Consider the following 25,772-nt stretch of genomic DNA (forward strand, 5'->3'; position numbering starts at 1 on the left):
ACTTGTACCTGTGTTAAGAGTTTTTTCTTATTATTGATATTCATATCTGCCCTCCCATACATCATCTAGTTGTTTTGGAATTTTTTCTCTAAATCAAAACCAACCTTTATAAAAAATGGAATAATAACTGATCCAACAGCGATAGAAAGGTATCGTTTGAAGTCAACTAGATAAGACGGCTCCTTCATCAACCAATAGAAGTCATTCAGTAGGAAGATAAACAACCCAATTACTAATAAACCAAAATAGACACCCTTACAAAATTCTTTCCATTTCTCCATATTACTGTTCTCCTGCTACACTTCTATTTCTTTTGCTTTTTTTCAAAAATATCAGTTGTCATTACAATAAGACAAATGGCAAGGGTCACTTGAGTATGATCCAGTTGTTGCCATTTAAAAATATCTGATAGTAGGACAAAAACTAGATAAGCAATTGCAGATACATGTACAAATTGAGCCATGGGAATAGTATTGATCTTTTTCATAATATTTTCCTTCTTTATTTTTTTGATTGATGAATTCGTTTCCATCACTTTATCTTGATATCATTGTAACACTTCTTTTTCTTTTTGACAAGTATCTTTGTCAAAAAAATAATAATTTTCGTCAAAAAGTTTATGATGATAGTCAGAATGTAATAAAACCTTGTCATCGTTCTATCTAGTTATTCGTAAAAAATAAAAAAAAGCTAGGCAAAAAGCCCAGGACCACTACTCAGAGTTCGTGTCAACATCTCAGCGCAGTGGTTGATTGGCAGATTTGTTCGTGTTTTGCACTCCAAATCTGGCCTAATCAACTGTGCGGGGGTGGGAAGACGAACTCTTTTTATCTTGGTCGAGTTCTTATACGAAAACTCAAAAGAATGCAAAAACTCCCTCCCTATGATATAATCAAAGCGAAAAAATTTTTTATGTTAGGCTACTAGCTCGTCCCTAGTAGTCTTTTTCTGTGCTAAAAATTCAGGATACGTTATCTGCTCTTTTAAGAGAATATAAGCTATTTTTAATAATTGATGTGCGAGGGCGATTGTTGCTTTTTGTGAACCACGTCGACTTTGAATCTGATAAAATCGTTCAGCTAGAGGACTTCCTTTTTGTCTTTTGATAGCGAAAGCGGCCTGGCATAAACATTTCTTTAGATATGAATTACCATGTCGAATCTTGGTACTTCGTTTCTTACCAGCACTCTCATTGTTACCTGGACAGAGTCCTGCCCAAGAGGCTAGATGTCCAGCAGTTGGAAATTGACTCATGTCAGCTCCAACTTCAGAGATAATGACAGAGGCTGTAATGACATCAATACCTGGGATAGAATCCAGAATTTCTACCTGCTTCTCGTATTGTGATAGATAGTCATTAATTCGGTCCTCCAATATTTCAATCTGCTTCTGATAAAAATCATGAAGCTCTAAGGATTGCTTTAACATGAAGCCATGATGGTCAGAGAAATAACCATCCATAGCATTAAGAAGTTGAGGTACCTCCTTCTTCAAGCTTGTATAAACTGATTGATGAACAATGCGAGGCGTGATAGGCGTCTTGTCAATCAGTAGTTGAAGGAGATTACGACCTGAAGCACCCATAATATCTTCGATATAGGTCGTTAGCTTGATACCACCTGACTGAAGAATTTTATGGATACGATTGGTCTCCTTATTACGACTTTCCACATAATGTTTTCGTTGTCTGGTCAACTCCCTCAATTCTTGAATGGTTTCATCGGGAACGAAACTCCGAGGTAGTAGACCAATCCGTGTTAATTTGGCAATCCAGAGAGCATCTTTCTTGTCAGTTTTCTGACCTGGAATTGCCTTCATGTGGGCTGGTTGTGCGAGTATCAACTCGAAGTCATCACAGAGAGCATGCCAGACAGGTCGCCAATAGACACCTGTGCTTTCCATACCAACAGCTTCCACATGAAATTGACTGAGAAAATCGTGGCAAGTACGTAGGCCTTTAGTCGTTGTATCAAATGTAGCCATCTCACGCTTTGGACGAGTTGAGGTGAGAGATCCGTGTAGGATACAAACGACAATATTGGCTTGATGGACATCAATACCTGCACAAGATTGATAGAGAACATCCATGATAATTCCCTCCTTCTAAAAATTAGAGAGCTTATCTACCGAATTTTAGTCGTATTTTTATACTCATGCCTATCGCATATTTTGGGGTGCTCGTCAGTAGAGTGGATCAGTTTTTCCCTCGATGTTTAACATCATTAACTCGTCAACCACAAAGCCCTCACTATGATTATACACCTAGTGAGGGCTTTATGTTCGTTTTCATTATTCTGTGGGTGAGGGCGGAGCCATCATGGATGTCTTTCCCACTCCCATTCTCCTATATTCGTCAAACGCTCTTTTAATTCTTTATACTGTATCTCTTCAAGATGGACTCCCTCCTGAGAAACGATATAGCTAGAGACAAGATTGGCAAATTTCAAGCCTTGTTTTAGGTTTTTTCCGATTGCCAGTGCAGCCATCAAAGCTCCAACATGACTATCACCTGCTCCAATCGTATCTTTTACAGTTGCTGGAAAACTAGCCACTTTATGCCAACCCCCATCAAAAGCAATCGCCCCATTTTTTCCTCTGGTCACAATCACTGCTCGGCCAGTCCGATTAAAAAGCTGTATTGTAGCCTTCTCAACATCTACATCTTGAGTTAAATCAATTGATTCCTGCTCATTGACATGCAAGATTGGAGATAAATCCAGTAACTGTTGCATTCTTTCAGAAGGAATTTTATTTCCCCGCGGTCCAGGCGCAAAGATAATGGGAGTCGGGCAATCTGTCAAACTATCGACCAATAGCTGGCCCGTTTCCTCTTCCAATTCTAATCCACAGACATAGATATATTCATAAGAGGATAAATCAAGTCCTTCCAACCAAGAGGGATCAAAACGATATTCTACTCCATGATGCGATAAAAATGTTCGTTCACCATCTGACTCTACAAAACAATAGCAACAGCCATTTTCTCCATCTAAAGCAATTGACGTTTCAATACCCAGTTTCTTTAATTCACTTTTAACGAATGTTCCATAAAGACCTGAGCCAACTGGTGAAATAAAATCATAATCTACCCCGAGCTGGTGGAGAATAGTAACAACATTAAATGCACAACCACCAAGAGACATAACTTGTTTTCTTATGTGTGCATCTCCTTGACGACCCGGTAATTGATCCAAATATATCATTACATCACAGACTGTTGATCCTATGACCAAACATTTTCCCATCATTCTCTCCCGTATCTAAAATCATTCATCCAGAATGAAGTCATTTTAACTATATTTATTTACTTCGACGTATGAGGCTGGTCTCAAGACCAAGGCCACTTCTCAGAGTTCATGTCAATACTTCAGCGCAGTGGGTTGATTGGCTTTTACAGTCAGGGTTCAGTGAACTATTTCTGCCTGACGTGTGGCTTGCTACTCCCGCTTGTCTAATTCAACAAATTTCTAGGTTTAACCAATTCACATTTAGGAGAGAGTCTCTTCAAACTTACGTGTCAAACTGGACATAAATTTGTAAAGACCAGAGTAACGTCCTAAATAATTTCGCTTCCATGGCTTATCTCGACCAGCAAAATGTAAGAAAACTGTCTGGTCAATCACCCAATTCAAGTCCCACTTTCCCTGACTTTTTGTTTGATAAATCAAACTGTAGCGTGCATCATAGTTGTAAACTTCATCTGGAATCGCGATCACCTTGTCCGCATAAAGACCATTCAGTACATCCTGATCAGGTAAAATCAATCGATTACGATTATTTTTGATAAAGTTTAAAATATCCTCTCGTTTCACATGGGAACGAATAACTTTTAAGTTCATCAATAGAACACCTGTATTGAAGTAAGAAGAATCCATTTCAAAATTATTCAGTCGAAGCTTATTAACATAATCTAGAAGCTTACCATCTTCATTATGACTAGCCGCCACATAGTACTGCTCCCCCATCTCCATCTCATAAAGCTCCCTAAAACTATTTAGGCAAATCAAATCCGCATCTAAATAAAGGACTTTATCCACTTCTTCTGGTAAAAATTCATGTGCAAGAAGACGGTAATAAATGGTTTGAGGATACCGGTCTGTTGTAGGAGCACTTGCAAAAGCATCCTCTCCGACCACGATTGGATGATAAGTCATTCCCAGCTTCTCCACAAAACGCTTGATTTCAGAGTGCTTTTTCAAAAGAACCTGCTGCATTAAGAACACCTGAAACGCCTGTTTTGGCATCTGTTGAACGATGGAGTATAAGACTACTTTAAGCTGTTCAACATAAGCATCATCGATTACAAATAATAAATTCATATCTTTTCCCTTTTGTTGATGGATTTCCTCCATTGTATCACAAGCCATTGAAAAAACCAAACTCCCAATGGAGCTTGGCATAAGACATTATAGGTTTTCAGCTACACTGTTTAAGAGTGTTTGGATTGCAGAAGCATCACTACCACCTGCCATGGCCATGTCTGGCTTACCACCACCACGACCTGCTACGATAGGCGCAAGAACTTTGATAAGATTACCAGCATGTACATTACTTGATTTGCTAGCTACAAGGACATTGACCTTGTCACCGATAGAAGCGACCAGCACCAATACATCTGAGTAGTCTTTTTGTTTCCAGTTGTCCGCAAATGTACGGAGAGCACCCGCATCCGAAACTTGCACTTGGCTGGCAATAAAGCGCACTCCGTTAGCTTCTTTCACATCTTTGAATACATCACCAGCTGCAGCTGCGGCTGCTTTTTCTTTCAGAGAAGCATTTTCTTTTTGCAATTCACGAACTTGTTCTTGAAGACTTGCAACCTTGTTTGGTACTTCCTTGATTTGTGGGGATTTGATAGTCACCGCTACTTCTTTCAAAGCATCTTCTTGGTCACGATAGGCAAAGAAGGCTTCACGGCCAGTTACTGCGATGATACGGCGAGTACCTGATCCAATACCCTCTTCTTTTAAAATCTTGAAGATACCGATTTCAGACGTATTGCTAACATGTGTACCACCACAAAGTTCGATAGAATAATCACCAATTGTAACAACTCGAACTTCTTTACCATATTTTTCTCCAAAGAGTGCCATAGCTCCCATTTCTTTAGCAGTATCAATATCAGTCTCTACTGTCACAACAGGAATAGCATTCCAGATTTGTTCATTGACTTCTTCTTCAATGCGACGAAGTTCTTCTGCCGTAACTGCTTCAAAGTGAGTGAAGTCAAAGCGTAGGAAGTCTTGCTCATTCAAGGAACCAGCCTGTGTTGCGTGTTCACCAATGATATTGTGAAGAGCTGCATGGAGCAAGTGAGTTGCGGTATGGTTCTTCTCTACACCATTGCGACGATTTGTATCAAGCTCAAGTGTATACACCTGACCAAGTGAAATGCTAGCATGAAGCTCAACCTTATGCAATGGTTGCCCGTTTGGTGCTTTTTGAACATCAAGGACAGTCGCAACAATATCGCCAGTGGCATTTTTAACAACACCATGATCGGCTACCTGACCACCCATCTCTGCATAAAACGGCGTTTGATTGAATACTAATAATGCTTGACCTTCTGAAACTGCTTCTGTACGCTCATTTTCTGCAATGATCACAGATAATGTCGCGTCAAGCTTGGTTTGCCCGTATACAAAAGTTGAAGATTCTGTAATTCCAGCCAATGTTTCATTTTGCATTCCCATTGAACCACCTTTGACAACTGCTGCACGCGCACGATCTTGTTGCTCTTTCATCGCAGCTTTAAAACCTTCGTGGTCAATTTTATATCCTGCATCTTCAGCCAATTCTTCAGTTAACTCCACTGGGAAACCATATGTATCATACAGTTTAAAGATATCCTTACCTTCAAGTGTATCCTTCCCTGCCTCTTTTAACTGAGCCAATAATTGATCTAAGTGACCACTACCAGCATCAATGGTACGGGCAAAAGTCTCTTCCTCGCGTTTCACAATCTTTTCAATAAAGTCACGTTTTTCAAGTACTTCAGGATAGTAGCTCTCCATAATGTGACCCACAATTTCAACTAACTTATATAAAAATGGTCCAGAAATCCCCAAACGTTGACCATGCATTGAAGCACGACGGAGAAGACGACGGAGAACGTAGCCACGTCCCTCATTACCAGGGAGAGCACCATCTCCAATGGCAAATGAAAGAGCACGAATATGGTCCGCAATTACTTTGAAACTCATGTTATCACCATCTGGATCGTATGTTTTACCAGATAGTTTTTCAACTTCACGAATAATAGGCAAGAAGAGGTCAGTCTCAAAGTTTGTTTTAGCTCCTTGGAAAATAGCTGCTAAACGTTCTAAACCTGCACCCGTATCAATATTTTTATTAGGTAATTCTTTATATTCTGAACGAGGAACTGCTGGATCAGCGTTAAATTGTGACAGTACAATATTCCAAATCTCGATGTAACGGTCATTTTCAATATCTTCTTCCAAAAGACGAACACCGATATTCTCAGGGTCAAATTCAGTACCACGGTCAAAGAAGATTTCTGTATCTGGACCAGAAGGGCCAGCACCAATTTCCCAGAAATTGTCTTCCAGTGGAATCAAGTGACTTGGTTCCACACCAAGTGCAATCCAACGATTATATGAATCTTTATCATCTGGATAATATGTCATGTACAATTTTTCTTTGGGAAAACCAAACCATTCCGGGCTAGTTAGCAATTCAAAACCCCATTCAATTGCTTCATCACGGAAATAATCTCCAATAGAGAAATTCCCAAGCATTTCAAACATAGTATGGTGACGAGCAGTTTTACCAACATTTTCGATATCGTTGGTACGAATTGATTTTTGAGCGTTAGTGATACGTGGGTTATCGGGAATCACAGAACCATCAAAATACTTTTTAAGAGTTGCCACACCAGAGTTAATCCAAAGCAAAGTCGGATCATTCACCGGAACAAGATTTGCAGAAGGCTCAACCGCGTGCCCCTTAGATTTCCAGAAATCCAACCACATTTGACGGATTTGAGCAGAAGATAATTGATGCATAATTAAGATACCAAGAGCGTTAAGAAAGCGAGAAGAAAATAGAAGACCAACGCTGTGCGCCAGCGCACTAAGCTGTCTATGATTTCTCGACGCTTTTAGCTCGCGTTCAATTCAGAAAATTATCTAAATTGAACGTTTCCTTTCATTTGTTTTTAGCTTGGCTTTTATTCGAAAATAACCTAACCAAACCATTCCTTTGTTAAAAATTTCAATTTGTTTTCAAAACACATATGGTTCCAGGGAACAGGAACCGACACCAATAGATTGCTTGTTTTTAGAAAAACTTTCAGTGATAAACTATTAAGAACTAGATGCAGCTTCCATCATTTCCACATAGTCAATGGCAACTACTAAAGAAATAACTAAATCAGCATAATCATTATCTACAACCGTTACAGAATAATGGGAAGTTAAATGAAAAAGTTCTTTGGAAATTTCAGCAACTAGTTGACCATCCGGAGTCCTCAAACGAAAATCAAGGTCCCAAATATTGCCTTCTAAAAGCAAACCTAAATTTTCGACCGTATACCGGTCTTTAAAAAATGTCAATTTCTTTTGTAAATAGAAAGAATGACCATCAGCCATGTCAATAGTAAATTGAGGCAGGAAAGAAAATACTTTTTTCGTAATCTGACAAATTTCAATACCTTGGTCATTGGTGACAGTAAATCGTTTCGGAATTTCTAAAAAACTTCCTTTAACTTGATAGGACAATTGTCCAAAATTATCTTGGATATCAAATTTTTCACCGCCAAACGTAAACCGTTGTTTCACTAGAAATTGTTTCATAATCACCTCAAAAAAATAACAAGAAATCAAACGAAGGGCGAAGAACCGCGGTACCACCTTCATTCAATGACTTGTCATTCTCATTTAAGAACCAGTATTCAGCAGTAAAGCATTTCTCATGAGAAAGATTGGCTAAACTGTGAGTCCAGGTTCCACTATTCAATTGTAGTATTAAGTAGCAAAATACTTGGCTTAGATGGCTCGCAACAACCGCCAATTTTCTGAACTAAGGTGTCAAGTATTTAATCTTAATATATGTTGTTCATTATTCACCAGATGAACTAGATTCAGTCGTTGATGATGACGATTCTGTTGAAGATTCAGTAGATGAACTACTTACTTCAGTTGTGATGTATTGTGACAACAAGTTTTGGAATGCTGAGTCTTTTACTTTCACATTCGCGTCTTGGAGCGCAGTCTTAATGACGTTAGAAATAAAAGTAGAATCTGCTTGTTTTTCAGCAAGAATGATTTCTTTCAATTTGTCTTTGTAATCTTCCCAGTTATCAGATTTCTCAGTCTTAGACTCTAATTTTACAACATAGTAGCTTGTAGTATATGTTGATGTATCCAAAACGGATACAACTGATGCACCGACTTGACCAGCATCCAATGCAAAGATTGCAGTTTGAACTTCAGTTGGAACAGTCGTTGAAGCTGAGTCAAATGTAATTTTTCCACCATCATCTTTTGTATCAGTATCCGTAGAATTGTCTTTCGCTAATTGAGCAAAATCTGCGCCCTCTGCTTGTGCAGATGCAAGTACTTCTTTTGCTTTAGTCTCATCATCTAACTTGATAATACGAGCAGTTACTTCTGGTGTATAAGCTTCATAAGCAGTCTTATATGCATCATCTGTTAACTCTTTTTCTGCAGCTTTCTTAACTGCGTATTCAACCAATTTGTTTGTACGGATTTGATCTTTATATGTCTCCTCAGTCAAACCAGCTGATGCAAGTGCAGAGGCAAAAGAGTCACCATACTGCTCTGCCATATCGTTATATGCATCATCTACTTCTTGAGCAGAAACTTTATCACCGTATTCTTTTTCAAAAACATCACTAATAATCATGGAAAGCAATATTTGTTGTGCTTGAGAATTGTATTTCACTTGGTCATAAAATTCTGAAACAGAAATAGTATTACCTTTCATAGTAATGATATCTTTATCGGCACTTGATGAACATGCTGCTAAAGTTGCAGCAGCCAATAAAGTTACCGCTCCTGCAAGAAATTTTTTAGTTTTCTTCATTGAAAAACTGTCTCCTTTAATTCAATAACCTCTATATTATAACACAAAAGCTTTAAAATTTCTTAAATTTCTTCTATTTGTTTGTGTCAAGTTTCTCTCGGAAAGTTTCTCAAAGTCCTAGATCCATTTCTTGAGTTGACCAATTGGAGTGCTGGTGGCACCGTTCAAAGTAATACTTGCCCGAGGTACTCTATGTGGCTCGTGCTGTAGCTTTTTGAGCACTTGTCGCATACTGATGACAAGGTCATCACTAAAGGCTTGATGTGGGCTAGAGCTACGATACAATGCTTCAAAAGTCCCATTCTTCTGGGCTGTCATAATGGCAACCAAATGACTCGCTCCTTGTTTTCGCCAGTTTTGTCCTTGTTTCTTAATGCGATAGCTGTAATAGCGGTGTCCGCCTTCACAGGTTCCAACACCGTCGCTAATGCCCAAATTACGCAATTTTAGGGGCTTAATTGCCTTCCAATTGTTGGTCAAATAAGACTTGACAGCTAAGAGCTTTTCAAGCTGTTTTTCATCTTCTAAAACAGATTCTGCCGTGTCAAAAATCAAGGTCAATTGCTCACAATCATAAGCCTTCACACTCATCCGAACCGCTTCTAACAAGCCCTTATCAAAACCTAGCTTGCCTGTAACGTGCTTCATGACGTGGTAGGAATCAAGACAGTAATCAAAGCTCTTGTAACGCCCAAGTATGCCTTCAAACTTACTGGCTTCATAGCCGGAACCACCGTCACTATTGGCAATAATCACCGTATGTCTCAGGTCATAATGCGTCTGCAGATAGTCGCTCATTTGGGTAAACAAATCCTTACTACTCCCAAAACAGCCGAAATAAACCGGGTTAATCAGCTCCCCACGCTTACCAGTTCGGCTCACACCTTCATGAATGTAGCCTCGTTTCAACTCCAAGTGTTTGCCTTTGTCTTGACTGCCAATCCAGACGCCATCACCTTCTATAAAGAGAAATTCCGGGCGTCTCAACTCAGTCTCTTCAGGCTCAACTTGACTGGCTAATAGCTTCTCACCAACCCGTTGAACCAGATTGTGAATCCCTTGATGACTCATTTTAATGTCCGTCAATAGCTCCAAGCTCGTAGAGGCCTGACGGAAGGTCATCCCTGTTGTTAAAAGGCTGAGTTTCTCGTTAAAATTAGGGCTATACCGTTCCCTGGGATTCAAACCAATTGCCTTATCCAAAGGGAGAAAACTCTTCTGCCCTGCTTTTCGCAATCGACGACGATGAAAACTCACCTTACCAAACAGAAAGGTAAACTGTCGCTCTTCTAAGCGATCTATCTCCCAACCATCCACCAAATAAGGCTGAATGATGTCCCTATCCAAACGCTCCAAGGCTTCTGTCACTGAGTCCGTCATCACTTGGCTCATCAACTGCATGACACCCTTGTCAAAATCAGCCAAATGAACACTCCTCTTTAAAATTTCACAAATCTCTGTTACAATAGTCATAGGTTCTATATCCTTCTAGGTTATTTACGCATTTCCTAGGATATAGGACTTTTTTTGTTTTGAAAACCTGTAAACGTTTTTCCGAGAATTATTTTACACTAACCTTCTATTTCAAGGGTAATATTAGCACTATTCTTACGAATCATCAGTAATCCATCGCTCATTGAAACCAAACTAGCAGTCAAATCTGGATGATTTAAGGTTGCCTGAAACAAGCGTTGTAGACCCCTGTAGATGGTTCGTTGTCCTCTACGAACTTCCTTAATGTCCTTTGCGATATCACCACCCTGAAAAATATCATCAAGAACAATCAAACCACCAACTTTTACCTTTTTCAATACTTCAGGTAAAAAGACAATGTATTTAGACTTAGCAGAGTCCATGAAGACAAAGTCATAGGTATCATCAGGGAGAGTTGGTAACAAATCCATTGCTTCCCCTTCAAGTAAATCAATCTGCTGACGGTAGTCGTATTTTGCAAAGTTCTCCTTAGCAAAACCAATCATTTCTTCATTTCGATCGATGGTTGTAACGTGTGATTTTGGACTGTTCTCAGCCATTAATAGTGCTGAAAAACCAATAGCTGTCCCAATTTCTAATATTTCTTGAGGCTGCAAGGTTTGCATCAAAATCCGAAAGAAAGCAACTGTTTCATGTGGAATAATTGGAATATTTTCTTGACGAGCAAACTCTTCCAGTTCTTTCAAAAACCCTGTATTTTGCGCCTGACGTGTTCGCATAAAGTCCACAATTTCTTCCTTAACGACAGGACGGCGCATATTGTGGTTTGCATTTTTTGAGTAAGATTCAACCATAAAGTCAATTATATCATAGACTAGGACAATTTTGTTCTCAAATCAATCAAAAAGCAGGTTTCCCTGCTTTCATGACAATTGTTCGGCCAATTTAATAGTGTATCCCACATTTTGCGCTAACTCTTGAATGCGTTCAAATTGAGTTCTTTGATTGAAGAATAAAACATACGAATCCGAATTTATATCCACAGCGCCAAGACAATAACCTTCATTACCATATTTACGATCAATCACTGCTGCCCACTCTGGAATAGTTGCTGTTGGTACAAGCCCATCAGAATCTAAAGCTAGGGATATACCTGCTGATCGAACATGTTGAAGTCGATCGAAGTGATGGATAAAATCAGTCAGTTGTTCGTTATGATTTCTTACACAAATATACTCCCCATTTTCCAACAAGGTCATCAAAATTAACCAAAGATTTTCTTTTTCCGACTCACCGACCTTAGCAATAAATTGATCAAAGGTTATCGGATCCAAAATGCGTTCCATATCATCGAGAATTTTATTTGGATCAGTCGCAAAAACAACTTCCCTTAATGTAATAAACAGTTCTCGATCTCCATTTGACATGAGGTCCGCCAGTTCAAAAATATCCTGTAGCAGTTCTTCCGTTAACATAGTACCTCCACTTTATGAATTTGAAAAGTCCCATTTTATATACGGTGCTACTTGCTCTACAAAATGGTATATATCATTAAAATCTGCACCATCAAGCTTATTCAAATTGACGACTGCAAGTAGTGCTCCCTTATTTCCTATAATTCGCAGACGTTTCGACTGATAGCCACGATAGACAAGAGAAACTATGTATCGAATCTCCGCAATCTCTTCTAACGAATGGCGCTTGCGTTCACTCCAAAAGTGTTCTTGAAATTCTAGGTACTGATTTGTCAAGATAAAAACAGCTTTTTGCTTTCTCAATATATATAAATAAACCAGCAAAGGTTGTAAGAATATCAAATAGACGACACTTCCCATAGATGGCTCAGGTCTGGTCAAACCACCAAGACCCAGCAAGATTAGAACAAGGCTAATCACACTGGGAATGACAATCGAACGTTTATAGGAAATCATATTAGAGGTGCACACCTTTCTCAACGAGAGCTTCTAATTCTTCCAAACGAACTTCAAAAACTTTGAAAGCATCATTAAGATAGTCTTCCTTGGTCATATCTACACCTGCTTTTGCAATGACGTTGAGGGAATAATCTGAGCTACCAGCCTTTAAGTAGTTGAGATAGTTTTCTTTGTCTTCTGGACTACCATTGACAATCTTGTTTGCAAGAGCTGATGCTGCCGCAAAACCTGTCGCATATTGATAGACATAGAAATTGTAATAGAAGTGTGGAATGCGAGCCCACTCAAACTGGATTTCTGGATTTTCTTCTGCAGAAAGTCCGTAGTATTTCTCGTTTGTCTGACCGTACAATTCATTTAGGAAATCAGCCGTCAAGACTTGACCTTCCTGGTCTGCCTTATAGATAGCTTGTTCAAACTCGGCAAATTGTGTCTGACGGAAGACTGTGCCACGGAAACCATCTAGGTAATGGTTAAGAATAGCAAAGCGTTCCTTGTCATCTTCTACTTCTGCCAAGAGTTTTTCTGTCAAAAGATTTTCATTGGTTGTTGACGCAATTTCAGCTAAGAAAAGTGAATAATGACCATAGACATAGGGTTGAGTCTTACGAGTCAACATAGAGTGAAGAGAATGCCCTGTTTCATGGATAAGGGTGTACATATTATCCAAATTATCCTGCCAGTTGAGAAGCATGAAGGCGTTGGTGTCGTAGGCACCACCTGAATATGCTCCTGAGCGTTTTCCTTCATTGACATGGACGTCAATCCAACGATTTTCGAAGGCTTCCTTCACAATAGCCGAATAATCCTCACCAAAAATTTCCAAGGTTTCTTGGCATTTCTTGAGTGCATCTTCATAGGAAATCTTGGTGCTAAAATCTGACAATGGTGTGTACATATCGTACATCTTCAAGTCATCAATACCCAAGAGTTTCTTACGCAAATTGATATAACGGTGCAAGAGCGGGAGGTGCTTGTTGACTGCCTCCACTAATATATCGTAAACAGATTCTGGAATAAAATTGGCTGCAAGTGATGCGTGACGGGCTGAGTCGTACTTCCGTAAACGTGCTTTCAGGTTATTGACCTTAACATTAGACTGCAGAGTCTTAGCGTAGGTATGCTGGAACTGCTCATAGGTTCCGTACATGGCCTCATATGCTTCTTGACGGACGTCGCGGTTTTTAGACTCCATAAAGTGGATATAGTTACCGTGAGAAAGTGGTACCAAATGTCCCTCTTCATCCGCAATTTCAGGGAATAGGATACTTGCATTATCCAAAACAGAGAAGGTTTCAGCTGGAGATTCGAAAATCTCACTCGTAGCTGCCAATACTTCTTCAATTTCTTGTGACAAAACGTGGTCCTTAGCTGCTAAGAGTTTTTCAAATTGATGGCTGTACTGCACCAAGGTTGGCTCTTCATCCATGAATGCTTTCAACTGCTCCTCAGTAATGGCCATAAATTCAGGCTCATAGAAGGCAAAAGCCTGTGAAAAGACCGAATACAAGCCCATGGCTTTAGCCTGAAATTCCTGGTATTTGCCTTCACGCGTATCTTGGTCGTTCTTCATAGACGCATAGACATAGAGTTTTTCAATGCGACGCATGAGACCGAGTTGTGTTTCACTAATATCTAAGAGACTTTTAGCCGAATCAAGCAAGTGGCCAGCAAAATCCTTTGTCGCTTCTGTTTCTGCTTGTAATGAAGCTAATTCTTCTTCCCAAGCTTCATCGGTTGGAAAAATAGTGGTCAAATCCCACTGGTATTTTTCTTCAATTTCTTGACGTTGTTTAGACATAATAAATCCTCCGTATTTCATATTTTAACATAAAAATGCCCCACTTTCCAACGGGAAGTGAGAACGGTTGCATTATTTTTTAAGGTAAATAACCGGTGGATAAAGGACTTGATTTCTCTTGTCTTTAACCCTAATATAATAGCTATCAAAGTCCTGGTAAACCGAGTTCAAATTTACTTGTATCTGGGCAAAGCCAATGGCAGAGCGGGGCAGTCGGATGTGGGGAAACCAGTCTAATGCTGTCTTGGTCAGTAGATTTTCTCCACGTCCATAAGCCTCTGCTTGCAGGGCGAGCCATTTGGGAGATTTGAAATAAAGCTGTTGTGCAATGTAGTGAGGCAAATCTTCATCCATTGGACAAGTCATGCTAGATAGAATTTGCTTTGCAAAGGGCAGACGCAAGATGTCTAATAAATTTCCCTCGCCAAATGGAAAAACCTTTGTCAGACAGTGGACCTTACCTCGTAAGTCTTCATGAATAAGGTAACGGAGCCGCAATTCTTTTTTCTCGTCATCCAATTCCCAGAGGTGAAACCCCATATTCATACTAAAAGAGAGAAATTGCTTGTGCAAATTAGTCAGTCGTTCCTTGAGCCACAAATCCTTACCAAGCAACCAAAGAACCTGATAACCAGCCTCACGATAGGCTTGCGTCCTCAGCTGCAAACGAGAAATCGGCAGACTAGAACATTGGACTTCCAAGACTAAACGATCATTGACAAATAAGTCCGCTATCTGACCTATACTAGGCAGGCATTTTTCAAGTTCAACTCGTTCAGCATTGACTAACCACCTGTACAGACAAGACTTGAGGGACAGATGCTGTGCAGACTCATTCTCGGAAAAATAGTGGCAGTCCCGCAGGGTGACATGGGCAAAGTGCGAACGCAGAACTTTTCCGGATTTGTATCGAACCAGGCCTCCACAACCTGGACAAGAATAGCGACCTTGCGGCGCAGGATTTTCCAAGACATTAAAAACTTGTCCATCTTCATCAAGTGCAACTAACATAAAACCTCCTTTCTTTATTAGTTCGCAAAAAAACACCCAGCTGTGCTGAGTGTTGTGAATTTACCCAATCTGACTGCCGTTTGGCACAGATGGGTCGACTGTTAAGAGGGTTAAGTTGCCGTCGTGTTCGGCTGATAGGATCATGCCCTGGCTGAGCAAGCCCATCATCTTACGTGGCTTGAGGTTGGCAACGATTTGGACTTTCTTGCCGACCAACTCTTGCTCATTTGGATAGTACTTGGCGATACCAGACAAGATTTGGCGGTCTTCGCCATCACCTGCGTCCAGGCGGAATTTGAGCAGCTTGTCAGAACCCTCCACTTTGGCTACTTCCTTGACTTCGGCCACGCGGATTTCCACCTTGTCGAAGTCCTCGAACTTGATCGCAGCTTTTTCGTTTTTGAGTTCCACGTCAGCTGGGTTCCACTCTTTTTCTTCCTCTTGGGAAATAGCAGAGCTGCCACCCATTTGGGCTTGGATATAGGCGATTTCCTCTTCCATATCCAGACGTGGGAAGATAGGCGTGCCTTTTGCGACTACGGTCAAACCTGCTGGAAGACCTGCAAAGTCGAGATTTTCAAGGTCAAATTCTGTTCCCAAACCAAGTTGTTCCATAATAGCATTTGAAGTGGTCATCATAAATGGCTGAATGAGGTGAGCCACCACACGAAGACCTGCTGTTAAGTGAGCCATGACTGCTGCCAACTTGTCACGGTCCGCTTCGTCCTTAGCCAAGACCCAAGGTGCAGTTTCATCGATGTACTTGTTGGTACGGGAGATGATATTCCAAACAGCTTCCAAAGCGCGTGGATAGTCAACAGCTTCCATATACTTGTGGTAGCTTGCCAAGTTGTCAGCTACTACTGCCGCCAAGTCCGCATCAAAATCAGTCACGTTAGCAACAAAGGTTGGTACCTGACCGCCGAAATACTTGTTAATCATAGCAACCGTACGGTTGAGCAAGTTTCCAAGGTCGTTGGCCAGTTCGTAGTTAATACGACCAACGTAATCTTCTGGTGTGAAGGTGCCGTCAGAGCCAACTGGCAGACTACGCATGAGGTAGTAACGAAGTGGATCCAAGCCGAAACGTTCGACCAGCATTTCTGGATAGACCACATTGCCCTTAGACTTGGACATCTTGCCATCTTTCATGACAAACCAGCCATGAGCAACCAAGCGGTCTGGCAACTTCATATCCAACATCATGAGCATGATTGGCCAGTAAATGGAATGGAAGCGAAGAATGTCTTTTCCAACCATGTGGTAAACAGTTCCATTCCAGAACTTGTCATAGTTGGCTGTTTCTTCCTGACCATAGCCCAAGGCTGTCGCATAGTTAAGCAGAGCATCTATCCATACGTAAACAACGTGTTTTGGATTAGACGGAACAGGTACTCCCCATGTAAAGGATGTACGGGATACTGCCAAATCTTCCAAGCCTGGCTCGATGAAGTTTTTCATGATTTCATTCATTCGACCATCAGGTTGGATAAAGTCTGGGTGAGCATTGAAGAATTCAACCAATTTATCTTGATATTTGCTGAGGCGGAGGAAGTAGGACTCTTCTGATACCCAAGCAACCTCATGTCCACTTGGAGCAATCCCACCTGTTACCTTACCATTTTCATCACGGAATACCTCTGCCAATTGGCTTTCAGTGAAGAATTCCTCGTCTGATACAGAGTACCAACCGGAATATTCACCCAAGTAAATATCATCTTGCGCTAGCAATTTTTCAAAAACATCTGCCACCACTTGTTCATGGTAATCGTCTGTTGTGCGAATAAACTTATCATATGAAATATCAAGAAGTTTCCAAAGTTCTTTCACTCCGACCGCCATGCCATCTACATAAGCTTGTGGAGTTAATCCAGCCTCTTTTGCCTTCTCCTCAATCTTTTGACCGTGCTCATCAAGACCTGTTAAATAATAGACATCATGCCCCATAAGGCGTTTGTAACGAGCCAATACATCACAGGCAATGGTCGTGTAAGCTGAACCGATATGAAGTTTTCCAGACGGATAATAAATCGGTGTAGTGATATAAAACGGTGTTTTTGTCATGCTTTTTTTCCTTTCAAATTCAGAGCAAATGAAACCCTGTTATTGACAATACTTCATTTTATCATATTTTCAGCTAAATCACAAAATGGTTCTCATTGTTATTCTTCTTCCATCTATGCTATACTATACTGTAATCCGAATAGAAAGAGGTATGCTATGTTTACTAAGAAAAATTGTCTTATCCACCTATTCTTCCTTGTTATTGCTACTGGACTCTATCGTTACGGTATCAAGGCACCTGATTTAACTTGGAATATGTTTTTGGCCTTGGTTTCATTAGATTTTGCTATTCTGACCCATTTTTCTAAAAATGGATTCATCAAATTCATCACCGCTGTCCTTTGGCTTTTCTTTTATCCAAACACATTTTACATGGTGACAGATATTGTTCATATGCACTTTGCCAACACAGTTCTATGGCAACGAGAAAGTATGATTCTATTTATGCTTTATGTCCCAAGTATTTTCTTTGGGGTCATGAGCGGTGTGGAAAGTTTAAGACTTATCTTCTCCGCTTTTGCCATCAAATCCTATTGGCTCCGCCTAGTCCTAATTGGCGGCCTGTCCTTTCTCTCTAGTTTTGCAATCCATATTGGTCGCTATGCTCGACTGAATTCCTGGGACATTTTTACTCGACCAACAGTCGTTGTCAATGAAATGATCGATGTTATTTCATGGGCAGCACTGCCATTTATTTTAGGATTTACATTTATCCAAATTATGGTCCTGGTCTTCGCGATTGATGAATAAAGAAAAAACGGAAACAGTTTTGAACAGCTGCTTCCGTTTTACTTTATTCGATATGAAGTTGTGGAAAAATGTCCTCCAAATCAGAAATTATTTCTTGATGAAAATCCAAATAATAGTTTTTCTGATCCGAATCTGGAAGCTTTTCAATATCTGATAACATATTTCGATAACGGTTAAGAATCTTTCTACCAGCTTCTTTATCGATTTCACTGATTTGTCTCAGACCTGACGCAACCTCATCCAAGTCTCCATACCTTGAAAGTATGTCTTCAATCCAATCGCGCTTGTCCTTGTTAAGCTCCACTATTCTTTTTGTTAGCCAGTCTTCATAAGTTTCCTCATCTGTCATTTCCGATTGAACTTTGACAGTTTGATATAACCGACACTTTCTTTTGGGGCTAAAATAATTGCGATAGAACCAGAAAGCAAAGAGAATGAAAATCAAAATATTTACAGGAAATAGAAAACTAACTGTGACCAACAAAACAAGCCACAAGATAAACTTCACATTTCTAGTTACTTTTTCTGCTCTGCAATTCTCATCTTCCCAATTATCTAAGATAGTCTGGGCTTGAGCAGTATATTTTTCAACTAATTTAGCCAAACGAAGCTTTTTTTCTGGGTCATCTTCAAGTTCCATAGCCAAATAGGCCTCGTTCATTCTCGATTTAGCTGCTTCGTATGCTTGGACAGTCCCCAAGTATTCAGCATTTTTATTCATTTGATTTATCAAACGGTTCGTTTGTCCATAAATGAAGGACCGATCACTTGATTTTAAATTTCGATAGCTCATTGACTTGCCTCCAATACACTTTGGGTTTGTCTAGTTTGATAAGATAAAAAAATTTGCCACACCACTCAAAATTATCTGAAGATAATCTGTGAACTTCTTTCTGAACACTTTTCTTACAGAAGATTTTTATAGTCATATTGAGCCATCTTATTATCTAGTAATCTCCTTGAAATCATATATTCTCTGACTTCATCTCGATTCAAATGTTGGATAGCTTGCTTTTGGAATGACAAATAGTCTGTCATAAACTCAATAACATCTTCCAATTGAACTGGTTTTCCTTCAAATAAATCTGGCGAAAGATACATTCTAACCAGTCTCTCAATGACTTCTTCATATAATTGATAATGTGCAGTGTGCTCAGCCAATAATTCTTGATGAATATCTCTAGTCATAATATTATCAAAAATCAAATTTGTATACTTAATAACTTGAAGATGTAAAGCCAAGAGTTCTTTATCATTATCCAAAAGTCGAATCAATTGGTGTTTATCAGGATCACGGAACTCAACTTCATGTGAAAAAGAATCTATCATTTTTTCTAATCGTGTAATCAAATTGAGTCTTTGTAAATCTGAAAACCCTTGGATAATCCCCGAATGAAGGTCTTCTTTTAAAGCCTTCATTTTTGAAATAATTGTATATCCATAATTTAGTCGATCTCTTGAAAGTATCTCATTCGATGAAGAATCATCTAGCATTTCAATCCAACTGGTTGCATTTTCAGCTACCTCATTCAATTCCAAACGGACAGTCTCCAAATTTTTTGCACCGTAAGTAATATGAATTCTATCAATACTTTCCTTGATAAAATCTCTCCTCGTCCCATCTTCATTAAACTCATAGGAATCAGAAAGCATCCCTTTTTTCTCCGGATCTCGCTTTTCAACCTGATATCTAAATTCATCCACGAACAGTACGACGCCTATTTGAACATCTAGTATTCCCATTCCTAAATCTTCAAGAGTAATGGCATTAACTTCAGCAGCCAAGTGCTCTAGTTTTTCCACAATAGCATAACCCTCATTTAGCTTGTCCCTAGTTTGATAATTGGTATGATAAGGTTCATCAAGACCAATTACCCAATCCCTTGCCAAGGAAATGAGTTGATTACCTTCTGAAATATAGGCTGTCAAACTGCGAATTGGAAAAGATTCCTTTCGGCTGACTTTACTAATATTCTCACGGTCTGCTGGAGAGCTAGACTGTGGCTGTTTTGATTTTTCCTTTTCTTTATTATCATCCTGTTGCAGCACTCCAATAATAACCAAAACTGGTAAAGTAATATACCAATATTTAATGAGTAGTATAAAAAAATCAATCATATCCCCTCACAATTTCAAGGAGTTTCTCATAAGAATCAACCACATCGTAAATCCGATCGTCCGCAATCAATCCTTTTTCCTTCAAGGCTTTGAAGTGGGCCTTAGCACACTCAATCTTAGCCAACTCTGCCCCCTTCAATTGCAAGGTTGACATTGAACCTTTGGTTTCAGCTACAAAGTAAACATGCTTGACCGAACCATCTCGGAAGGCAATGGCCCAGTCAGGGTTGTAATCACCCAATGGTGTTGAAATCTTGAATCTGCTTGGCAACTTAGTATAGACCATGACATCTTCAAATTGATCCAACTCTTCTTTAAATTTCTTTTCCGTATCCGAATCAACCTTCACATAGTTATAGACTCCTTTTTGCGATTCCAGTATTCGTTTGTCCGACAATTTCCCGCTTTCTGGATTGTCTGTAAAGACAGAGCTATCAAAGGTTTCCTCCAAGATATTGTAACGTATATGCTCAATCACCTGACTGGCCTTTTGCTCATTGATCAGGCGGCTTGTTCGTTGGATAAATGCCTCAGGGTTAAAGGCAAACATATCAAACTTGCTTGGTGAAATCTGTTTCAGGATATTGGCAACTGTTTTCCGTTTCAACTCCGTGCGACTGGCAATTTCACCTAGTAAATCATAGCGGAGTTGAATAGAAGACTTGTCTAGCTCAGCCTGACGTTTTCCGTCCTTATTGACCTTGAAATCTAAACCTTGTTCAGCCTTCATTTCCCTAGCCTCAGCCTCTGTAATCATATAGCTAGGCTTTTTGACAAAGAGAGCCTCATTGATAACCTTGACCGATTTTTCAATCAATTCCTCATCGTCAAACTCCACATAATAGGTGGACTTGTGATGAATGCTTTCCCACAGACGTTTAAACTCTTGACGATTGTAGTTATCATGATTGATTTCTCTAGCAAAGACAACTTCCGAATCATTTTCACGCTCAATCTGGTAACAATTGGCATCGTAAATAGACTCCAAGATATCTTTTACAGCCACTTCATAGCCAGCCAGATTTTCAGATAGAACAAACTGACTTGTTTCCTTTTGCTCAAAGTAAGTCGCTGTTAAATTATCCTCGCCGTCAATGTATTTTTGTTGAATAAGCTGATGTACAATCTTTTTAGCTACTTCCTTAGTGACAGTCAGTTTTTGACCTGCTTCATTTTCCAAGACCTTATTGACAAAAAGATCCACTTCCACCTTGCTTGGTCGATCAGCCAAGATCTCCTTGAGTTCTCTTTGCAAGTTCTTAGCAAAATCTTCATAGCTTTCATTGGCAATGACGGTCAATTTGTTAATGTTATGAACATCAGCTCCTAAGAGTTCCTCATCCTGTCGAACCCCTTTTTGGTCAACAGCAAGACGCATCCCACGACCAATCTTTTGCCGTTTTTCTGTCTCCGTACCCGTATTTTTCAGAGTACAAATCTGGAAGACATTAGGATTGTCCCAGCCTTCTTTAAGGGCTGAGTGGGAGAAGATAAAGCGTACTGGCTCATCAAAGGACAGCAGACGCTCCTTGTCCTTCATAATCAAATCAAAAGCATCCTTATCGTTGGATTGGTTGTTTCTCTTCTCAGTTGCCGATTTGTAGTCCACAAACTTGACCTTGTCCGATTTTTTCACCTTATCAACGGAGAAATAACCTGCGTGAACAGGATTGCCTTCCTGATGATTATTTAGGTAGTGCCAAAAGTTGCTGCCATGGAGGTTGGGATCTGCCAACAAGGCCTTGACCTGGGCTTCATACTCTTCTTCAAACATCTGGGCATAGGTGCCATTGTAGGCATCATTTTGCTCGTCGTAGCACTTGTACTTGGCAACTTCATCGATGAAGAAGAGGGACAGCACCTTGATACCTCGTTTATATAGGCCTTCTTCTTTTTGCAGGTGACTGGCAATGGTTTCCCGAATCTGGATACGACGAATGTCATCTTCGTTGGTTTCCCCAATCACTTCGCCCACATGGAGTTTGCGATTGGCACCGATTTGAATGGAATTTTCACCCTCACGCGCATCAAAATGACTCAAGGTCCAACCATCTTGATAGGCTGGTAGGTTGCCTGACTCTTCAAAGAGGGCAAAATTTTGCTCAACCAATTTGGTTACACGCTTGACATCACCTGACTTGGTTCGCATCTCAAACTCGATCCGAGCCTTGGGTGCTCCTGATTTTTGCGGAACTAGTTCTTGCAGATAAAGGTAGCCTTGTGTACCTGTGGTAGAAGTCTGCTCCACGGTCTTAACGGCAATCTTCTTGACCAACTTTTTATTGTAGGCGTCCAAGGCATCCAGACGATAAATCATATCGTGCTTGTCCTTATGGGTCGCTGAGTAGCGGAGGGTAAATAGGGGCTTGAAGTCCTCCAAGCGTTCTTTAGTCTTTTTCCCCTCAACCGACTGAGGCTCATCGATGATCAAAATCGGATTAGTTGCCGCGATGACATCGATGGGCTTTCTCCAGCGGAAACTTTCCTGCTCGGTGTGAATACGACGGGCATCTGCTCCAGTGGCATTAAAGGCTTGTGAGTTGATAATCATCACCTGAATGTCAGAGGAGTTAGCAAACTTGTCCAGCTCTCCCAAACGGCTAGAGTCATAGACAAAGTAGCGAGGTTTCTTGCCGTACTCCATCTGGAAATGGTCCGCCATGATTTCAAAGGACTTGAGCACCCCCTCACGAATGGCAATGCTCGGCACCACAATGATAAACTTGAGCCAGCCATACTGCTTGTTGAGCTCCATCAGGGTGCGGATATAAGTATAGGTCTTCCCTGTCCCTGTCTCCATCTCAATGGTCAAATTGTAAGACGGACGACCTTCGACTTTTTGGATAGATAGTTTTTCGGATGGTTTTAGTCCATAGCGGAGCTGCTGACTTCGTACCTGCTGGCTGATAGTATCCTGTGAAAGTTGGATGGGAGCATTGCGGAAACCGATAAAATTCATGTCCAGTTCCGCACCCATTCCCTGACCTTTATCCATGTGGTAATCAAAACCGCTATGTTTACCCTGACCAGCAAAAACATCCACAACCGAGGCCACCGCATCCAACTGAAATTGCTGCTGCTTAAATTGAAGTTTCATTGGTTGCCTCCTTCTTTTTGAAATCTATCCTTCAATCGTAATACTTTACATCTAGTTAAGACTCTAAAAATTTTACCATCGATTTTAAGCACTTCAACAAGTGTCTTTGTCTCGTATAAAACTCTCTTAGTTCCAATGGATTTATTGTTTTGATATTCTTCAAAACTTTTAATAAAGTCCAATAATTGCTGATAGACTATTTTATTTGTAAAGAAGTATGATTTAGCAATCAATTTATTCAATTCGTTGTAAATCTTTATTACATCTTCTTTAGATAACTTTCCAATATTCAAAATATCTTCAAGTAGATACATTAACTCCGAGTAAATGGTTATCTTTTCTTCATAAAGCCTTGTCTGCTTTCCCAATACGAAAGCAAGAAATGCAGTGATAAGCCCAAAAAGTATTGACAGCCCTTCAAAAAGATTTCCTATTTCCATCCCCTACACCACCTTCACTTTGGTATTTGGTGCTTCTTCTTTGAAGATTTGGCCTAGGTTGATTTTTGCTGCGGAGTTGGCGAAAGATTCGTCCTTGAAGACTGCTCGGAGTGGTTCTTCTTTGGCAATTTGACGGAGGACGCTTTCTGAAATTTCATCCGCAAAGCAGGCAACCAAGACACCATCTGCTACATTATAAATAGCTGTACCGTCAATCTGAGTTTTCGCAATCGGAAGAGATAATTCCATACCCCATGTCAACATAATCTGGAAGAGCAAGTCAAGGTCTGTTCGACCGTCTTTGATGTTGGAAATACTGTCAAATAGACTTTCTTGGCTAAAGCTATCTGGTGTTTGGCTGACATCCTTGAAGTTTGACGTGTCCAGCTTATAAGCCCTGAAGCCAAAATCTTGCTTGCCGACTGTTTCTGGATGCTCTTCCTGAATCTTTTTAGCAGCCCGACGGATTCGCTCACGAGAAATCTGGTCGATGGTTTCATAGCCAGCTTCCTTGGCAGCTGACTTGTCTGCCACTTGCTCGTCCAACGTACAGAGAATATACTTACGATTGCCACCGTCTTCAGCATTCAACTGCATGACTGCGTGTGCAGTAGTTGCAGAACCGGCGAAAAAGTCGAGGATAAGGCCATCTTCTGGTAATCCTAAATTTGTAATATTTTTCAACATCTTTGTAGGTTTTGAAAAATCAAAAATTCGTGTTGAAAATAATGCCTTAATTTCTGTATTTGCTCTCTGATTTGTACCAAAATCTACACCCCAAAAGTCATTTGCTAACTGGCCATTTTTCATAGCATCTTTCAAGTATATTTTAGTTCTAGGTACACCACCATTTTCTGGCCAATGCACTTTATCTTGTCTTACCAATTCATAAAAGTCATCTTGAGAAATCATCCAAGGACCTTTTAATTTTTTTCCCTTCGGACTAACTATTTCGTAATCAAATCGTCCACGTACTTCATCTCTTAGAATTCCTCGGCCATACTTTCCAAACTTATCCTCATAATTATATTCTTTTTTTGCGACTTCTGAGAGTGGTAGTCTACCATATTTCACATTTCGATAACTTTTAGAATATACATAAATATATTCTTTTACCCGAGCGCTTATTCCAATATTCGGCTGATTGTCACTTCGTCTCCACGCAATTGTCTGAACTATATTCTCCTCCCCAAATATCTCATCACAGATAGCTTTGAGGTTAGCTTGTTCGTTGTCGTCAATGGAGATAAAGATAACACCACTGTCTTTGAGGAGGTTACGGGCAAGAACTAGGCGAGGGTACATCATATTGAGCCAGTCAGAGTGATAGCGGGCGGAGGATTTTTCATTCTTGGTCAAGCCCACTCGTTGCAAACCATCCTCATCTCGTAGATTCATTTCATCTGCCAGTTCTTCCTCACTCATCTGGAATTTATCCGAGTAGACAAAATCCTTACCTGTATTGTAAGGCGGGTCAATGTAAATCATATCAATCTTACCCAGATAGGACTCCTGCAAGACCTTGAGGACTTCAAGATTGTCCCCTGTTATAAAGACATTCTCAGACTTTTCAAAATCAACACTTTCCTCAAGATCTGGTCGGAGGGTCTGGGTCGTCGGTTTACCTGCCTCCGCAATCGCTCCGCGTTTGCCGACCCAGGTAAACTCATAGGACTCCCGCCCCTCTACAATCTCTCTTGAAAGGAATTGTCGTAGCTTGTCAAAGTCAATGGCTGGACGCAACCTGCCATTTTCATCACTACTTTCTGTCAGAACCTCAGGAAAAAGCTGACCAATTTTTGCAATGTTATCTGATAAAACATCTTTTGAAGTGAGGTCTAGCTTTTCAACTTGAGTGTAGTCTCCAAGCTTGTGCTGTGCTGTGCTGTGCTGTGCTGTGCTGTGCTGTGCTGTGCTGTGCTGTGCTGTGCTGTGCTGTGCTGTGCTGTGCTGTGCTGTGCTGTGCTGTGCTGTGCTCATGGTAATCTCCTTTTCATAGGCTGTCAAGCCTTTTTTGATAATGTAGTTAAAAAATTGTCAAACGATTTTAGTTTGTG

The 25,772-nt window shown here is 40.2% G+C and carries 21 protein-coding genes; 1 reads left to right on the forward strand and 20 read right to left on the reverse strand.

Features of this window, described 5'->3' with window-relative positions; genetic code table 11:
• Positions 1–65: 65 nt before the first annotated feature.
• The 15 genes from L6410_RS06470 to metG all read right to left on the reverse strand — a co-directional run bounded on the left by L6410_RS06470 (position 66) and on the right by metG (position 17,310).
• On the reverse strand, positions 66–281 hold the full coding sequence (locus L6410_RS06470) for a hypothetical protein (protein WP_237395140.1): 216 nt from the start codon (positions 279–281) through the stop codon (positions 66–68).
• A 23-nt stretch (positions 282–304) separates the two neighbouring features.
• On the reverse strand, positions 305–487 hold the full coding sequence (locus L6410_RS06475) for a hypothetical protein (protein ID WP_237395141.1): 183 nt from the start codon (positions 485–487) through the stop codon (positions 305–307).
• Between the two features lie 428 nt (positions 488–915).
• The gene (locus tag L6410_RS06480; RefSeq protein WP_237395142.1) at positions 916–2,088 is read right to left on the reverse strand and encodes an IS110 family RNA-guided transposase; all 1,173 of its coding nucleotides are present in this window, start codon (positions 2,086–2,088) and stop codon (positions 916–918) included.
• A 227-nt stretch (positions 2,089–2,315) separates the two neighbouring features.
• Positions 2,316–3,245 carry a carbohydrate kinase family protein gene (locus tag L6410_RS06485; RefSeq protein ID WP_237396728.1) on the reverse strand — a complete coding sequence of 310 codons (930 nt, stop codon included), beginning with the start codon at positions 3,243–3,245 and terminating at the stop codon, positions 2,316–2,318.
• A 243-nt stretch (positions 3,246–3,488) separates the two neighbouring features.
• Positions 3,489–4,319 (reverse strand): glycosyltransferase family 8 protein, encoded by an 831-nt coding sequence (locus L6410_RS06490; protein WP_237395143.1) that lies wholly within the window; start codon positions 4,317–4,319, stop codon positions 3,489–3,491.
• 87 nt (positions 4,320–4,406) lie between these two features.
• Positions 4,407–7,025, reverse strand: coding sequence for an alanine--tRNA ligase (alaS, locus tag L6410_RS06495; RefSeq protein ID WP_172041041.1), 2,619 nt, complete (start codon positions 7,023–7,025; stop codon positions 4,407–4,409).
• 300 nt (positions 7,026–7,325) lie between these two features.
• Positions 7,326–7,814 (reverse strand): LURP-one-related/scramblase family protein, encoded by a 489-nt coding sequence (locus tag L6410_RS06500; RefSeq protein WP_105126200.1) that lies wholly within the window; start codon positions 7,812–7,814, stop codon positions 7,326–7,328.
• A gap of 265 nt (positions 7,815–8,079) precedes the next feature.
• A complete protein-coding gene (gene prsA / locus L6410_RS06505) occupies positions 8,080–9,066 on the reverse strand; it encodes a peptidylprolyl isomerase PrsA (protein ID WP_237395144.1) in 987 nt (328 codons plus the stop codon).
• A 117-nt stretch (positions 9,067–9,183) separates the two neighbouring features.
• The gene (locus L6410_RS06510) at positions 9,184–10,539 is read right to left on the reverse strand and encodes an ISLre2 family transposase (protein WP_237395145.1); all 1,356 of its coding nucleotides are present in this window, start codon (positions 10,537–10,539) and stop codon (positions 9,184–9,186) included.
• Positions 10,540–10,637: 98 nt separating this feature from the next.
• Complete coding sequence (locus tag L6410_RS06515) at positions 10,638–11,354, reverse strand: O-methyltransferase (RefSeq protein ID WP_237395146.1); 717 nt, start codon at positions 11,352–11,354, stop codon at positions 10,638–10,640.
• 69 nt (positions 11,355–11,423) lie between these two features.
• Entirely contained in the window at positions 11,424–11,975 is a 552-nt protein-coding gene (locus L6410_RS06520; protein ID WP_237395147.1) for a DUF6630 family protein, read from the reverse strand.
• A 12-nt stretch (positions 11,976–11,987) separates the two neighbouring features.
• Positions 11,988–12,431 (reverse strand): hypothetical protein, encoded by a 444-nt coding sequence (locus L6410_RS06525; RefSeq protein ID WP_237395148.1) that lies wholly within the window; start codon positions 12,429–12,431, stop codon positions 11,988–11,990.
• Position 12,432: 1 nt separating this feature from the next.
• Entirely contained in the window at positions 12,433–14,235 is a 1,803-nt protein-coding gene (gene pepF, locus L6410_RS06530) for an oligoendopeptidase F (RefSeq protein WP_237395149.1), read from the reverse strand.
• A 72-nt stretch (positions 14,236–14,307) separates the two neighbouring features.
• A complete protein-coding gene (locus tag L6410_RS06535) occupies positions 14,308–15,246 on the reverse strand; it encodes a competence protein CoiA (RefSeq protein ID WP_237395150.1) in 939 nt (312 codons plus the stop codon).
• 60 nt (positions 15,247–15,306) lie between these two features.
• Positions 15,307–17,310, reverse strand: a complete 2,004-nt coding sequence (gene metG, locus L6410_RS06540; RefSeq protein ID WP_237395151.1) for a methionine--tRNA ligase — start codon at positions 17,308–17,310, stop codon at positions 15,307–15,309.
• Positions 17,311–17,466: 156 nt separating this feature from the next.
• Between metG and L6410_RS06545 the strand changes: the two genes are divergently transcribed.
• On the forward strand, positions 17,467–18,060 hold the full coding sequence (locus L6410_RS06545; protein ID WP_237395152.1) for a DUF1361 domain-containing protein: 594 nt from the start codon (positions 17,467–17,469) through the stop codon (positions 18,058–18,060).
• Positions 18,061–18,103: 43 nt separating this feature from the next.
• Here the strand turns inward: L6410_RS06545 and L6410_RS06550 are convergent, their stop codons facing one another.
• The 5 genes from L6410_RS06550 to L6410_RS06570 all read right to left on the reverse strand — a co-directional run bounded on the left by L6410_RS06550 (position 18,104) and on the right by L6410_RS06570 (position 25,695).
• Positions 18,104–18,853, reverse strand: coding sequence for a hypothetical protein (locus L6410_RS06550; protein WP_237395153.1), 750 nt, complete (start codon positions 18,851–18,853; stop codon positions 18,104–18,106).
• Positions 18,854–18,966: 113 nt separating this feature from the next.
• The gene (locus L6410_RS06555) at positions 18,967–20,178 is read right to left on the reverse strand and encodes a hypothetical protein (protein ID WP_172075235.1); all 1,212 of its coding nucleotides are present in this window, start codon (positions 20,176–20,178) and stop codon (positions 18,967–18,969) included.
• Positions 20,171–23,275, reverse strand: coding sequence for a restriction endonuclease (locus L6410_RS06560; RefSeq protein ID WP_237395154.1), 3,105 nt, complete (start codon positions 23,273–23,275; stop codon positions 20,171–20,173). Before L6410_RS06560 ends, L6410_RS06555 begins: the two co-directional genes overlap by 8 nt.
• Positions 23,272–23,715, reverse strand: a complete 444-nt coding sequence (locus L6410_RS06565) for a hypothetical protein (protein WP_237395155.1) — start codon at positions 23,713–23,715, stop codon at positions 23,272–23,274. Before L6410_RS06565 ends, L6410_RS06560 begins: the two co-directional genes overlap by 4 nt.
• Positions 23,716–23,718: 3 nt before the next feature.
• Positions 23,719–25,695, reverse strand: a complete 1,977-nt coding sequence (locus L6410_RS06570) for a site-specific DNA-methyltransferase (protein ID WP_237395156.1) — start codon at positions 25,693–25,695, stop codon at positions 23,719–23,721.
• Positions 25,696–25,772: the final 77 nt, after the last annotated feature.

The organism is Streptococcus parasuis (assembly GCF_021654455.1).
Taxonomy (GTDB): Bacteria; Bacillota; Bacilli; order Lactobacillales; family Streptococcaceae; genus Streptococcus; species Streptococcus parasuis.